Origin of the sequence: Streptomyces sp. NPDC008001 (genome assembly GCF_042958085.1) — a bacterium.
Lineage (GTDB): Bacteria > Actinomycetota > Actinomycetes > Streptomycetales > Streptomycetaceae > Streptomyces.
Genome location: NZ_JBIBIZ010000016.1, coordinates 19545 through 33664 on the forward strand (window position 1 = coordinate 19545; position 14120 = coordinate 33664).

Annotated in this window: 7 protein-coding genes; 5 read left to right on the top strand and 2 right to left on the bottom strand. The window is 76.1% G+C overall.

Features of this window, described 5'->3' with window-relative positions; translation table 11 throughout:
* Positions 1 to 43 precede the first annotated feature (43 nt).
* The gene (locus ACFZCD_RS32255; RefSeq protein ID WP_391836611.1) at positions 44 to 1885 is read right to left on the bottom strand and encodes a serine/threonine-protein kinase; all 1842 of its coding nucleotides are present in this window, start codon (positions 1883 to 1885) and stop codon (positions 44 to 46) included.
* A gap of 631 nt (positions 1886 to 2516) precedes the next feature.
* Between ACFZCD_RS32255 and ACFZCD_RS32260 the strand changes: the two genes are divergently transcribed.
* The 4 genes from ACFZCD_RS32260 (at position 2517) to ACFZCD_RS32275 (ending at position 10726) form a co-directional block, all read left to right on the top strand.
* Entirely contained in the window at positions 2517 to 6773 is a 4257-nt protein-coding gene (locus ACFZCD_RS32260; RefSeq protein ID WP_391836612.1) for an FtsK/SpoIIIE domain-containing protein, read from the top strand.
* Between the two features lie 200 nt (positions 6774 to 6973).
* Positions 6974 to 8356, top strand: a complete 1383-nt coding sequence (locus ACFZCD_RS32265; protein WP_391836613.1) for an ABC transporter substrate-binding protein — start codon at positions 6974 to 6976, stop codon at positions 8354 to 8356.
* Positions 8357 to 8371: 15 nt separating this feature from the next.
* The gene (locus ACFZCD_RS32270; RefSeq protein WP_391836614.1) at positions 8372 to 9730 is read left to right on the top strand and encodes a carbohydrate ABC transporter permease; all 1359 of its coding nucleotides are present in this window, start codon (positions 8372 to 8374) and stop codon (positions 9728 to 9730) included.
* 114 nt (positions 9731 to 9844) lie between these two features.
* The gene (locus ACFZCD_RS32275; RefSeq protein WP_391836615.1) at positions 9845 to 10726 is read left to right on the top strand and encodes a carbohydrate ABC transporter permease; all 882 of its coding nucleotides are present in this window, start codon (positions 9845 to 9847) and stop codon (positions 10724 to 10726) included.
* Positions 10727 to 10742: 16 nt separating this feature from the next.
* Here the strand turns inward: ACFZCD_RS32275 and ACFZCD_RS32280 are convergent, their stop codons facing one another.
* Positions 10743 to 12284, bottom strand: coding sequence for a glycosyltransferase family 39 protein (locus tag ACFZCD_RS32280; protein WP_391836616.1), 1542 nt, complete (start codon positions 12282 to 12284; stop codon positions 10743 to 10745).
* A gap of 106 nt (positions 12285 to 12390) precedes the next feature.
* On the opposite strand from ACFZCD_RS32280, the gene ACFZCD_RS32285 reads away from it, so the two are divergent.
* Complete coding sequence (locus tag ACFZCD_RS32285; protein WP_391836617.1) at positions 12391 to 14007, top strand: glycosyltransferase; 1617 nt, start codon at positions 12391 to 12393, stop codon at positions 14005 to 14007.
* Positions 14008 to 14120: the final 113 nt, after the last annotated feature.

Consider the following 14120-nt stretch of genomic DNA (forward strand, 5'->3'; position numbering starts at 1 on the left):
AGGCGGAAAACCCCCGCCGGGTGTCGACAAATCGATCACCCGGTCATCTGCTGGAGGCGAGTCCGGAGATCCAGTCCTTGACGTCCGTGACCCAGTCCCAGGCCGCGTCCCAGAAGCTCCTGCCGTCGGCGACCCAGTCCTTCAAGGGAGTGAATTCCCAGATGAGCCACGCACCGATGACCAGGATAACGATCATGAAGAGGCAGCCCTTGAGACAGCCCAGCCCGGGGATCCGCATCGGGTTCGCGCTGCGCTGCCGCGGCGGCCGCGGCTCACGGCGCGGCGCCGGCGGCTCCGGGGCGTACGGCTGCGGCTGGGGCGCCGGGGGCTGCTGATAGCGCGGCTGCCGCTGCTGTCTGCGGGACGCAGGCTGCTGCGGTTGCTGCGGCTGCTGGGGCGCGTACGACTGGGGCGGCGCCGTGTAGTGCTGCGGGGGCGGCGGCCGGTGTCCCTGGGGCGGCTGAGGCGCGTACTGCTGCCCGTACCCCTGGCCCTGCCGGCCGTCGTACCCCTGCTGCCCGTAGCGCTGCTGCCCGTAGCCCGACCCGCCCTGCGGCGGCTGGGGCGGCTGGCCGGACCGCCGCTGGGGGCGGCGGCGCAGCGGGTCCTCGCTCGGGTCGAGGTACTGCACCTGGGTCTGGTCGTTGCGGTCGCGGGCCGCCCGCAGCTGGGTCTGCCACGGGTGCCCGCCGTCGCCCTCCGGGGGCAGCGGCGGCACGGGCGGCATGGCGCGCGTCGGGTCGGCGGAACCGCCGGGGCCGGAGCCGGCCGGCATGACGCGCGTGGCGTCGGCGTCGGGGCCGTTGCCGCCGGGGGACGCGTTCGGCAGGAGGCTGGTCGCGGCGTTCGGGTCGTACCCGCCCGGGGCGTAGCCGCCCGGCGTCGACGGCAGCACCTGCGTGGGGTCGGCGTCGCCCGCCCCCGCGGCGCGGCCGGAGCCCTGGCCCTGGCCGGTGCCCGGCACGACGGCCGGCTCCGGGTCGGGCGCAAGCAGCCCGCCGACCCCGAGGGCGGCCTCGGCCTGCTCCGGGGAAGCGTGCACGCCGACGCCCGCGGCGACGACCCGCAGCGCCCGGGCGAGGTTCTCGGCGCTGGGGCGCTCCTCGGGCCGCTTGCGCAGGCAGCGCTCTATGACCGTCCAGAGGGGCTCCGGGACGGTGGTGGGGCGGCGCGGCTCGGAGCTGAGGTGCTGGTGGAGCACTTCGAGCGCGGTCGCGCCGGCGAACGGCGGGCGGCCGGTGACCAGCTCGTAGAGCAGGATGCCGGCGCCGTAGATGTCGACCGCGGAGGTCTGCGGGCGGCCCTCGGCGGACTCGGGCGCGACGTACGCGGGCGTGCCGACGAACTCGTGGGTACGGGTCAGGCCCGGGGAGTCCGCGAGGCGCGCGATGCCGAAGTCCGTGAGCATCGGGTGCATCCGGCCGCCGTCGCTCTCGAGGAGCACGTTGGCGGGCTTGAGGTCCCGGTGGACGATGCCGTCGGCGTGGCTCGCGGCGAGCGCGTCGGCGATCTGGGCCGTGAGGAGCGAGGCGGCGACCGGCGTGAAGGGGCCGTTGTCGCGCAGGTAGTGGTGCAGGTCCGGGCCGTCGACGAGGTCCATGACCAGGGCGAGCAGATCCCCCTCGACGACGAGGTCGCGGGTGCGGACGATGTTGGGGTGGGTGAGCCGGAGGAGGACGGAGCGCTCGCGCAGGAAGCGCATGACGACGTCCGCGTCGTTGGCCAGCTCTTCCTTGAGCACCTTGATCGCGACGGTCTCGCCCGGCCGGCCGGACACGGCCGCCTCGGCGCCCGCGGCCTCCCGCTGGCGTGCTCGCCAGACGGTGCCGGTCGCTCCGCGTCCGAGCACCTCCTCGAGCAGGTACTTGCTGCCTACCGGCCGCACGTCATGCGCTCCCTGATCGTCATCGTCGTCATGCTTAGCGATGGCCTCTCTCGTGCCCGGCCTTGCGCCCACTGTAGTGCCGTCGTACGGACCTCCGGTTTGCCGAATCCGCGGGGCTGGGAGGAAGACGCGGGCGGGGGGCGGTTGGTTGCCGCGCGGCGCGCGGAAGGCGCGTACGGGCTGCTCGCGCGGGGCGCCCGCGGAATGCCGGTGGGGCGCCTGCGGGGGCTCGCCGGCCGTCCGGAGGCCGTCTGCCGGCCGGTCGGTGGACGATCCGCGGCGCGTCCCGGAGCGAAAGAAAATCTGTACGACGTGTTCGAAAACCGACGGAGATGGCGCCCGAGCGAACCGATCACGAGGTGACCTCGAAAGGTTTCGATCACCTTCCGCTTTCTTCCCACCCTCCCGCGGTCTTTCAAGATCACGAATTGACTGTCGCCGGGCGCGTCGTCCCCGGCAGGTGCGAGGATGCTCGCAGCACGATGCGGAGGGGCGGGGCCGGTGCTTCCGGTACGTTCCGCGCGCCGTGGTGACCTGTACGTGCCGAAGCGCCCGTGCACCGGTGGGGGAAGGCTGCGGAACGCCTCCTGTCCCCGCCCGCGCACCGGGGCAGAAGGGACCGTTGACGGCGATGCAGATCAGGCTGACCGTCCTCGGGCCGCTCAGCGGCCACCACGCCACTGCGTCCACCGCGCCCCTCGCGACGTGCGCCTGCGACGTGCTGGTGACCGCCCCCGCGGGGACCGCCCTGGCCGGGGTGACCAGCGGCCTGGCCGCCGCCGCGGCAGCGGCCGGCTGCGACCTCGGCACCGGGGCCGTCGTGGTCTACGCCGGAGCCGAGCGGCTGGACCCGCAGCGCAGCGCGCTCGGCGAGCCGCCGCTGATCGACGGCGCCGTCCTGTCCCTGTGCGCCCCGGCCGACCCCGAGCGGCACGCCGGCGTGCTCCTCTCCGGCGTCCCGGAGGCCGCGGCCCGGCTGCACGTCGTCTCCGGGCCGGACGCGGGCGGCGTGCACCTGCTGCACGGCGGCGAGGTCCACGTGGGGCGCTCCGCGCAGGCGGACATCCCCCTGGACGACCCCGACGTCTCCCGCCTGCACTGCGCGGTCGCCCTCCACGACGACGGCACGATCACCCTGCGGGACCTGGGCTCCACGAACGGAACGGTCCTCGCGGGCGAGCCGGTCGGCGCGGAGCCGGTGCGGTTCCCCGCCGGGGAGCTGCTGCGGGTGGGCGAGTCGGTCCTGACCCTGCACGCCGCGGACGACGCCTCCCCGCGCGTCCTGCCGGCCGCCCCCGACGGCGAGGGTCACCTGCGCGTGGGCGGCAGCGCCCCCGGGACTCCCCCTGCGGCCACGCCCCCGACGGGCACGGTCGCCCCGCCGGCGCGCGGCGCGTGGCTGGGCGCACCGACGGGCGTGACGGGTCTGACGGCGGGCGCGGACGCCGGCATGCCGGGCGGGGCCGGTGGAAGCAGCGGCCTTGGTGGCGGTGGACTTGCTGACGGTGGACTTGGCAGTGGTGGCCTGGATAGCGGTGGCGGGCTCGGCGGCACCGGTGCGCCCGGCCCCGGGGACGCGGTGACGCACGGAGGCCGCGGCTTCCCGTTGCGGGACGCGGGCCCGGGCGGCCTGTCCGTCCGCGTACCGGCCCAGCCGGGACCGTCCGGAACGGCAGCTCCAGTGGACGCCCGGACGGGCCGGCCGGTCCGGCAGGGCGGCGCGGGACAGGCAGGGCACCCGGACGGCCGGGCCGGTACGGGCCAGGAGGACCCGTACGGCCGGCAGAACCCGCACGGGCAGGCAGGCGGGCCGGATGGTTCCGGGCACTCCGGCGGGGCCTTCGGCTCCGGCCAGCCGGACCGCTCCGGCGAAGACGCCCCCCGCAACCGCGCAGGGCAGGCGGACCAGGAGGGCGCCTCCGGACGGGCTGACGGTTACGCCGGGGCGGGGTACACGAACCAGCCCGGCGAGGCGCGCAACCACGCGGGGCATGCCGGGCAGACGGGCCGACCGGGCAACACCGGACAGGCCGACACCTACACCGGCACGGGGCACACGAACCAGCCCGGCGAGGCACGCCACCACGGGGGACATACCGGGCAGACGGGCCGACCGGGCAACACCGGACAGGCCGACGCGTACGCCCGCACGGGGCACACCCACCAGCCCGGCGAGACACACAGCCACGCCGGGCCGACCGGACCGGCCGGGCAGCCCGGCGGCTCCCGGCACTCCGGTGGTTACTCCGCAGCCGGCCACGCTCCGGGCGGGAACGTGTCCCCCCAGGGCGACGCCCGCCCCGGCCACTCCGGCAACCCGTACGACACCGACCGCCCCGGCAACCCCGACGCCACGGGCTATCCGGACGCCACCGGCTATCCCGGCAAACCCGGCGCCCACCACCCCGGCCGACCGGGCAGCGGCCCCGGTCAACCCGGTCAGCCCGGTCAGCCCGGCCGGTTCGACCCCTTCGGCCGGCCCGCCGACGGCGGCCACGCGCCCGGCGACGCCGCGGCCGGGCACTCCGGCGCGACCGGCCACGGCATCACGGCCGCCCCCGGCTCCTCCGGTGCCTCCCCCTCCCCCGAGCCCCCCGCCGGCGAAGCCGGTAAGCGGTCCCGGGGGCGGGGCATAGGCGCGTGGGCACGGCGGCTTGCGGGCGGGCGTGGCGGGGGGCGCGGGGGCGACGGGGACGCGTGGGGCGATCCCGCGGACGACGCGGGCGTCGTGGAGCGGGCTCGCGCCGAGGCCGCCGCGCTGCGCGAGCGCTGGCCCGACCCCGCGGAGACGCTGCTCACCGTCCTCGGCCCCGGCCCCCGGCTGTGGGAGCGCGGGCCGGGCCACCCCGACCTGCTGACCGTACGGCTGGGCACGGCCGACCGGCACTCGGCCGGGAGCGGCGCGCTGCTGCCCTCGGTGCCGGTGACGGTGGGGCTGCGCGAAGCCGGTTCGCTGGGGCTCGCCGGGCCGCGGGGGCGGCTGTCCGCGCTGGCCCGCTCGGTGCTGGCGCAGCTGGCGGCGCTGCACGCCCCGGGGTCCCTGGAGTTCGTGCTGATCAGCGCGGACCGGGCGCGCCCGGTGGAGGAGCGTCTGGCGGAGTGGTCGTGGCTGGGCTGGCTGCCGCAGCTGCGGCCGGTGCGCGGGCAGGACTGCCGGCTGCTGGTGGCGTACGACCGGGAGCAGGCCGCGGCCCGCACGGCGGAGCTGGTGCGCCGCCTGGACGAGGGCCCGCTGGGCCCGCACTGGGCGTCGGCCGCCCCGCAGGCCGTGGCGGCCGTGGCCGAGCGCCACTCCGGGCCGTACACGGTGGTGATCGTGGACGGCGACCCCGGTTCGGCGGATCTGCGGGAGACGGTGTCCCGGCTGGCCGTGGGCGGCGCGGCGGCGGGCATCCATCTGCTGTGCCTGGCGGACGCGCCCGCGACCACTCCGGCGTCGCCGGTCCCGTCGACGCTGGCCACGGCCCGTACGGCGGCTCCGGCGTTCCCGTACTGCGGCGCGGTGGCGCTGCTGAGCGGTGACGTGGCCACGGTGGTGCAGGTGATCCACCGCTCGCCGGCGCAGGCCGGCGGCCCCGAGGCCGAGGCCTCACCGGTCGCGGCCGGGCCGGCCGTCATCGCGGCCGTGGACGCGGTGTCGCGCGCGTGGGCCGAGCGGTTCGCGCGGGCGCTGGCGCCGCTGCGGATGGCGGACGGCGTGGCGGGCGGGGCGGCCGCGCGGGTGGCGGCGGCGCTGCCGCGCAGCGCGCGCCTGCTGGACGAGCTGGGCCTGGCCCGGGCCACCCCGGCCTCGCTGACGGCGCGCTGGGCGGCGGCGACGGACCGCGGGGCGCGCCCCGGGGGCCGCGCCGTGGCGGTGCTGGGCGCGGGCCCGCACGGGCCGCTGGCCGTGGACCTGGCGGCGGACGGGCCGCACTTGCTGGTGGAGGGCTCCCCCGGCAGCGGCAAGACGGAGCTGCTGCGCTCGCTCGCCGCGTCGCTGGCGGCGGCCGACCGGCCCGACCGGCTCTCGCTGGTGCTGGTGGACGGCGCGGGCGCGGAGCGCGGCGAGGGGCTGCGGCTGTGCACGGACCTGCCGCACGTGTCGACGTATCTGGCGGCCGCGGATCCGGTGCGCATGCGGGAGTTCGCCCAGGCGCTCACGTCGGAGCTCAAGCGGCGCGCGGAGCTGCTGGGGCGGCTGGACTTCACCGCCTGGCACACGCAGCACGCCGCCGCGTCGGCCGCGCAGGTCGTCGCGCCCCGCCGCCCGGTGGACGGCTCGGGCGACCTGGACTCCCTGCCGACGGGGACGCTGAAGCTGCGCACGCAGAAGGACGGCCCGTCGCTCACGGCCCAGACGGCGCTGCCGCGCCTGGTGGTCCTCGTGGACGACTTCGACGCGCTGGTGGCCCCGGCCCTGGGCAGCACGGGCCGCCCCGCGGCGGGCTCGGTCGTCCGGGCGCTGGAGGCGGTGGCGCGGGACGGCGAGCGGCTCGGCGTCCACCTGGTGGCGGCGTCGGGGCGGCCGGACCGTACGGCCGACACGGCGGCGGTCGAGCGGGCCGGGCTGCGGGCGACGCTGGAGATCGCCCCGGCGTCGGCGGACGGCACGCCGGGCGACGGGAGCGGCGCGGGCGAGCCGGCGCCCGGCCGCGGGCGGCTGATGCGGCCGGACGACGATGCGACGACGCCGTTCCAGGCGGGCCGGGTGACGGGCCGCATTCCGCGGACGGCGACGCTCCGCCCGACGGTCGTGCCCGTCGACTGGCAGCGCATGGGCGACCCGCCGACCCGGCGCCCGCTGCGCGAACTGGGCAACGGCCCGACGGACCTGGCGTTGCTGGCGAGCGCCCTGCAGCGCGCCGCGCAGTCGGCGGGAGCGGAGGCCGCGCCACCGCTGCTCTAAGGCGCGGCCGGTGCTCCCGCGCCGCGTGCCCCGCGCAGGTGACTCCTCATCACAGCCCGGTCACGATCGGTGATTTGTGCCGGGTGACGGTATTGCGGCGGCTCCCGGGCGGGCGTAGGACTGTCGCACGGGAGGCGGGCGCGTGCGGGGCCGGCGTGCGGGGCGGTCGCCGACGGGGAGCTCGTACGGGAGGGGCGGCAATGCGGACATCGCTTCGTTCGGTGCGCGGGGCGCGCGGCGCTCTGGCACTCCTCGCGGCCGGGACCCTGGCCCTGTCGGCCGCGGGGTGCAGCGACGGCGGCACGGACGGCGGCGGCCCGCCGGGCGGCGGCAGAGGCACGCCGGACGCGATCCGGCAGACCGTCCGGCTCCCGCAGCTCAGCGGGCAGAGGCTCAAGGTGACGGCGGTCTGGACGGGTGCCGAGCAGAAGGGCTTCACGAAGGTCCTGGACGAGTTCTCCCGGCGGACGGGCGCCGAGGTGGCCTACGTGCCCAGCGGCGACGACATGTCCGCCTTCGTCGGCTCGAAGATCGCGGGTGGTGACCCGCCGGACGTGGCGCTGCTGCAGCAGCCCGGCGCCCTGCGGGAGTTCGCGCAGAAGGGCTGGCTCAAGCCGCTGGGCAGCGAAGCCACGGCCGAGCTGGGCAAGAACTTCAGCAAGGGGTGGCAGGAGCTCGGCTCGTACGAGGGCAAGAGCTACGGGGTCTACTTCAAGGTCAGCAACAAGTCCCTGGTCTGGTACAACACCAAGGTCTTCGAGGGGGCCGGGGCGAAGGAGCCGAAGACCTGGCCGGAGTTCCTGAGGACCGCGCAGCTGATCGCCGACTACGGCATCGGGCCGGTCTCGGTGGGCGGGGCGGACGGCTGGACGCTCACCGACTGGTTCGAGAACGTCTACCTCTCCCAGGCCGGCCCCGAGAAGTACGACCAGCTGGCGCAGCACCGGATCCCGTGGACGGACCCGTCCGTGAAGGACGCGCTGACGACGCTCGGGCAGCTCTTCGGCGGGAAGGGCCTGCTGGCGGACGGCACCGAGGGGGCCATCCAGACGCAGTTCCCCACGTCGGTCACCCAGACCTTCACCGGAGGGGAGGAGCCGAAGGCCGCCATGGTCTTCGAGGGCGACTTCGCGGCGGCCAACGTCACCGGGGCCGGGGCGCGGATCGGCAAGGAGGCCAAGGTCTTCCCCTTCCCCGCGGTGGGGGCGAAGGCGCCGGTGGTGACCGGCGGCGACGTGGGGGTGGCGCTGAAGGACGGGCCGGCGGCGCAGGCCCTGCTGACCTTCCTCGCCTCGCCCGACGCGGCGCAGGTGTGGGCCCGGCAGGGCGGCTTCCTGTCGGCCAACAGGAATCTCGGCCTCGCCGCCTACCCCGACGACGTGCTGCGCTCCATCGCCGGGGCCGTGGTCGCGGCGGGCGACGGCTTCCGCTTCGACATGTCCGACCTGGCGCCCGCCTCCTTCGGCGGCAAGCCGGGCCAGGGCGAATGGAAGGACCTCCAGGATTTCCTGAAGAACCCCGGTGACGTGGCGGGCACCCAGCAGAAGCTGGAGTCCGACGCGGCCAAGGCGTTCAAGAGCTGACGGGAGCCCCGCACCATGTCGACCGCGACCGCGGGCGGCGCTGCGGCCTCCGGGCCGCCCGCCCCGCCCATCCCCCCCTCGAAGAAGATCCGGGGCACGTCGGCCACCCGGCTCTGGGTGGCCGGCCTCTTCCTGCTGCCCGCGCTGGCGCTGCTCGGCGCGCTCGTCGTCTATCCCATCGGCTACTCGGTCTACCGCAGCCTCTTCGACGCGAGCGGCAACGGATTCGTGGGCGTGGACAACTACCACGAGGTGTTCACCGACGACCGGATCCGCACGGCCCTGAAGAACAACGTCATCTGGGTGGTCGTGGCCCCGTCGGTGGCCACGGCGCTGGGCCTGGTCTTCGCGGTGCTCACCGAACGGGTGCGCTGGGGCACGGCGTTCAAGCTGGTCGTCTTCATGCCGATGGCGATCTCGATGCTGGCCTCGGGCATCATCTTCCGGCTGGTGTACGAGCAGAACCCCGACCGCGGCGTCGCGAACGCGGTGTGGGTGGGCGTCCACGACACGTTCTCGCCGCCGGCGCCCTTCCCCGGCGCGCACCCCAGGGACGGCAGCCTGCTGACGGAGAGCCACGGGGCGTTCACGACGCGGGCGGCGGTGCGGGCCGGCACCGCGACCGTCCTGCCGCTCGTGGGCGCGAAGCCCGCGGACATGAAGGGCGCCAAGGACGCCATTCCGGCGCGGGACGTCGCCGGGAAGGTCACCGGCACGGTGTGGCGGGACTTCACGCGCGGCGGCGGTGGCACGCCGGGCAAGATCGACCAGGGCGAGAAGGCCCTGGAGGGCCTGACGGTGGAGGCGGTCAAGGACGGCCGGACCGTGGCCTCGGCCACCTCGGCCGCCGACGGCACCTTCACGCTGCCCGCGGCGGCGGACGGCGCCCTGCTGCGCCTGCCCGCCTCCGACTTCGCCGCGCCCTACGGCGGCGTCGACTGGCTGGGCCCCTCGCTCGTCACCCCGGCCATCATCGGCGCGTACATCTGGATGTGGGCGGGCTTCGCGATGGTGCTGATCGCGGCGGGGCTCGCGAGCGTGCCGCGGGAGCTGCTGGAGGCGGCGCGGGTCGACGGCGCGAACGAGTGGCAGGTCTTCCGGAGGGTGACGGTGCCGCTGCTGGCGCCGGTGCTCGCCGTCGTGATGGTCACGCTGATGATCAACGTGCTGAAGATCTTCGACCTCGTCTACATCATCGCGCCGGGCGCGAGCCTGGACAAGGCGAACGTGCTGGCCCTGCAGCTGTACCAGTCGTCCTTCGGCACGGACGTCAACCAGGGCGTGGGCAGCGCGATCGCGGTCTTCCTGCTGGTGCTCGTGCTGCCGGTGATGTACGTGAACCTGCGGCGGATCCGGCGGGAGCGGCAGCGGTGACGGGGACGGCTGCGAGGACGGGGGACGCCGCGACGACGGGGAGGGCCGCGGTGCCGGGCCCCGCGGCGGTGCTCCCGAGGGGACGGCGCCGATGACCACGAGGGGGCGGCAGGGATGACCACGCTGGACACGGCCGTACGGGCCAGGCAGTCGCTGCCCGCGCGGATCGCCGCGCGGCTGGGCGGCGGGGCGGTGCGGTTCTTCCTCGTCGCCGTCGGGCTGTTCTGGCTGACGCCGACGGTGGGGCTGCTCCTGTCCTCGCTGCGGGACAAGAGGGACATCGCGGCCTCGGGCTGGTGGGAGGTCTTCGCCCACCCGGCGCAGCTGACCACCGACAGCTACAGCAAGCTCTTCGACAACGACACCGTGATGGAGTCCCTCGGCACCACGGCCCTGATCACCGTGCCGGCGACGGTGCTGGTGATCCTCGTCGGCGCGCTCGCCGGCTACGCCTTCGCCTGGCTCGACTTCCCGGGCCGCGACTGGTGGTTCATGGCCGTGGTGGGGCTGCTGGTGGTGCCGGTGCAGGTGGCGCTGATCCCGGTGGCCAAGCTCTTCAACGCCCTCGGCATCTTCGAGAGCACGCCGGGCGTGGTGCTCTTCCACACCGCCTTCGGCCTGCCCTTCGCGGTCTTCCTGCTGCGGAACTTCTTCGCGGAGATCCCCCGCGAGCTGCTGGAGGCCGCCCGGCTGGACGGCGCGGGCGAACTGCGGCTGTTCCTGCGGGTGGTGCTGCCGCTGGGCGGGCCGGCCATCGCCTCGCTGGGGATCTTCCAGTTCCTGTGGGTGTGGAACGACATGCTGATCGCGCTGATCTTCGCGGACAGCGGGCATCCGCCGGTCACGGTCGCCCTGCAGCAGCAGGTGCGCCAGTTCGGCGACAACATCGACATCCTCGCCTCGGGGGCCTTCCTGTCGATGGCCGTGCCGCTCGCGGTGTTCTTCGCCTTCCAGCGGCAGTTCGTGAGCGGAGTGATGGCGGGTGCGGTGAAATAGCCTCATCCTCGTCTCCTCAGCGGCGCAGGTAGAGCGATACGGAGCCGCCCCGTACGAACACGGCAGCTCCGGTCTCCTCGCGGCAGAACTCCTCCAGCGCGGCCGTCTTCGCGCGCTCGGCGCGCTGCCCCCGGAACCACCGGGTGCCGACGGCGTTGGTGTCCCCCACGACCCACACCCGGCTCCCGGACGGCAGCCGGGCCAGGCGGTCGCGCAGCTCGCCGGCCCCGGTCTCCGTGCCGAAGAGCGTGCCGGAGGCGGCGGGTGACCGTTCGAGGGTGAGGTCGTGCAGCCCGGTGAAGCCGCGCGGATAGGCGAGGGCCACGCGGCGCTCGTACATCGGCAGGAACAGCACCGCGTCACCCGGCCTCGCCAGCCGGCCGGCCGCCGAGGCAACGGGGGCCAGTTCGTCGCCGCGGCTGGTGGGCAGGCGCTCGTGCTCCTGCAGCGGCAGCTGCACCGCGAACGCGGCCAGCACGGCCGCGGCGCCGGCGGCCGTCACCACCCGCCGCCCGGGCAGCAGGCCCAGGAGCCGGCCGGCTCCGGCCGCGGCGAGCAGGGGGACGCCGGCCAGGCAGAACAGCAGATAGCGGTCGAGGAACAGCGGCTGGTACTGGGCGGCGGCGTAGAGCAGGACGGGCGGGACGAGCGCCCAGGGCAGCGCGACCGCGGTGAGGGAGAGCGCCCCGCGGCGGGGCGCCGGGGCGAGCACGGCGACAGCGGCCAGGAGGAGCACGGCGCCCAGGACGGGCTGCTCCGGACCGGCGAACGCCTTCACGAGCGCCTTCGCCTCGGGGAGGCCGGGGGTGCGGATCCAGGAGACCTGGGCGCTCTGCCCGCGGGAGACGACCGCCAGAGGGGCCAGCAGCAGGCAGGCAGCGGCAGCGGCGCACCCCCAGCGCCGCCAGGTCCGCCACGGCACGCGGGAGAGCAGGAGCGTCACGGCGTGCGCCGCGAGCAGCAGGACCGCGAACTCGTGCAGGAGCGCCGTGCCGGCCACCACCGCGCCGTAGCCGGCCCACCGCCCGTACGAGCCGTGCTCCACGGCGCGGACCAGCAGCCAGGTGGCGAGCGCGGCGCCCGTCGCGACGAGGGCGTACGAACGGCCCTCCTGGGCGTAGTGGCTGACGAAGGGGGTGGCCGCGTAGAGCAGCCCGGCCCACAGGCCGGTGCGGGGGCGGGCGAGCCGGCATCCCAGGGCGCCGACGAGCGCGGCGGTGGCGGCGGACGCGGCGACGGACGGCAGCCGCAGCGCGACCTCGTCGGCGCGCACGGCGAGGACGGCGTGCATCAGCAGGTAGTACAGGCCGTGGACGGCGTCGATCGTGCCGAGCACGTGCCACATCTCCGGCAGGGACCGGCGGGCCACCTGGAACGTGGCGCTCTCGTCCCGCCACATCGTCCCCCGGTCGAGCCCCCACAGCCCGAGGAGGAGCATGGCCGCGGCGGGGACGGCCGCGGCCAGGACGGCGGCGGGCGCGGGGCGGGCGCGGGCCGGCGGCGGCTGCGCGGCCTCCGGCGCGGCGGTGCCGGGCGGCGCCTGCTCGGTCAGACCCATTGCTCCGTCCCCTCCCCGGTCCTGACGGACCCGGCCCGGACACCCGGCCACACCCGGGCGCCCCAATGCCCCGCTTTATACCTATTCATCGGTAAAACTGTCTTTCGTGACAGTGAACGAGAGCGGAACCCTGCCCGCCGCGCAGGTCGGCGTCATCGTCATCGGGTTCAACGACGCCGCCCACATCCGCGACGCCGTCCGCTCCGCTCTCGGCCAGGGCCCGGTCGTCGCCGAGGTCATCGCCGTCGACGACGCCTCCACGGACGGCACCGCCGCGATCCTCGACGAACTGGCCGACGGCGACCCCCGCCTGCGCGTCATCCACCGCGCGGCCAACAGCGGCGGCTGCGGCACCCCCCGCAACGACGGCGTACGGGCCGCCACCGCGCCGTACGTCATGTTCCTCGACAGCGACGACATGCTGCCCGAGGGCGCCGCCGACGCCCTCCTCGGCGCGGCCCTGCGCCACCGCGCGCCCGTGGCGGCCGGCCTGTGCGTGCGCCGCGAGCTCCCCCAGCGGCGCGACACCGGGTGGCAGCCCGCCCTCTACCGGCGCGCGGCCGTGCTCGCCGGCCCCGAAGCCCGCCCGGCGCTGCTGCGCGACACCCTGTGCGTCAACAAGCTCTACGCGCGGGACTTCCTCACCGAGCACGGCATCACCTTCCCCGAAGGCCGCTTCATCTACGAGGACTTCGTCTTCACCGCCCGCGTCATGGCGGCCGCGCCGCGCGTGGCGACGGTGCCCGACACCGTCTACATCTGGCACGTGCGGCGCGACGCCGCCGCGCCGTCCATCTCCCTGGGCCGCGAGCGCATCGCCAACTGGCAGGCGCGCGTCTCCGCGCACCGCCGCAGCGTGGAGGTCTTCCTCGACGCGGGCAGCAAGCCGCTGGCCCGCGCCGCACGGGTGAAGTTCCTCGACCACGACCTGCGGATGTACGTCCGCGAGCTGCCCGCCCGCAGCGCCGGCTACCGGCACGCCTGGTGGCGCGTCACCCGCGGCTACCTCGCCGACTTCGACGAGGCCGAGCTGAGCGCCGCCCGGCCGCCCGCCCGCTGGATCGCCCGGGTCGTCCTGGCCGCGGAGGCCCCGCGCGACCTGGAGCGGCTTGCCCAGCTCGCCGCCCGCCCGGCCCGGCTCCTGCCGCCCTACGCGGAGGACCCGGCCGCCCTGCCCGTCTGGTCGGCGGACCTGCCCCGGGCCGTCCTGGACGGCGTCCTCGGGCCGGACGCCGTGCCGCCGCACCACCTGCCGGTGACCGTGGACGCCGAACTGCGCCTCGCGGCCCGGGCCCGCGCCCGGCTGCGCCTGCGCGTCCACGACCTCTACGGGCGCCTCGCCACGATCCGGCCGGAGGCCGCGGAGGTCGAACTGCGGCGCAGGGACGGCGGGCCCGTGCTGCGCCGGGCCGTGCCGCTGACGGACGAGGGCACGGCCTGGACCGCGCGCGTCGTCCTGCCGCTGTCCCTGCTGGCGGACCGCGACCGCCGCGACGGCGCCGCCCCGCCGCAGGCGTGGGACGTGCGCGTACGGGTGCAGTGCGCGGGCGGGGCCTTCCGCACGACCGTCCGGGCCGTGGGGCGCGGCCTCCACCGCGCGGCCCTCCCGAGCCTGCGCCACGGCGTCCTGCTGGCCCGCCCGTACGCCACGACGAACGGCTCCCTGGCCCTGCGCCTCGCCTCGGGCGCACGCGGCGCGTGGGCGGTGACGGGACACGGCTAGGAGACGCCCCCCGAAAGGGGCGCGGGGAACTGCGCGACCAGCCCCGGCCGGCCCGCAGCCGCACTCCGTCCTCATACGTCCCCCCTCATCCGTCCCCCTCGCGCATCACCCCG

Coding starts and splice junctions, on each gene's coding strand:
- ACFZCD_RS32260 (WP_391836612.1), top strand. CDS start 2,517: ATGCAGATCAGGCTGACCGTCCTCGGGCCGCTCAGCGGCCACCACGCC.
- ACFZCD_RS32265 (WP_391836613.1), top strand. CDS start 6,974: ATGCGGACATCGCTTCGTTCGGTGCGCGGGGCGCGCGGCGCTCTGGCA.
- ACFZCD_RS32270 (WP_391836614.1), top strand. CDS start 8,372: ATGTCGACCGCGACCGCGGGCGGCGCTGCGGCCTCCGGGCCGCCCGCC.
- ACFZCD_RS32275 (WP_391836615.1), top strand. CDS start 9,845: ATGACCACGCTGGACACGGCCGTACGGGCCAGGCAGTCGCTGCCCGCG.
- ACFZCD_RS32280 (WP_391836616.1), bottom strand. CDS start 12,284: ATGGGTCTGACCGAGCAGGCGCCGCCCGGCACCGCCGCGCCGGAGGCC.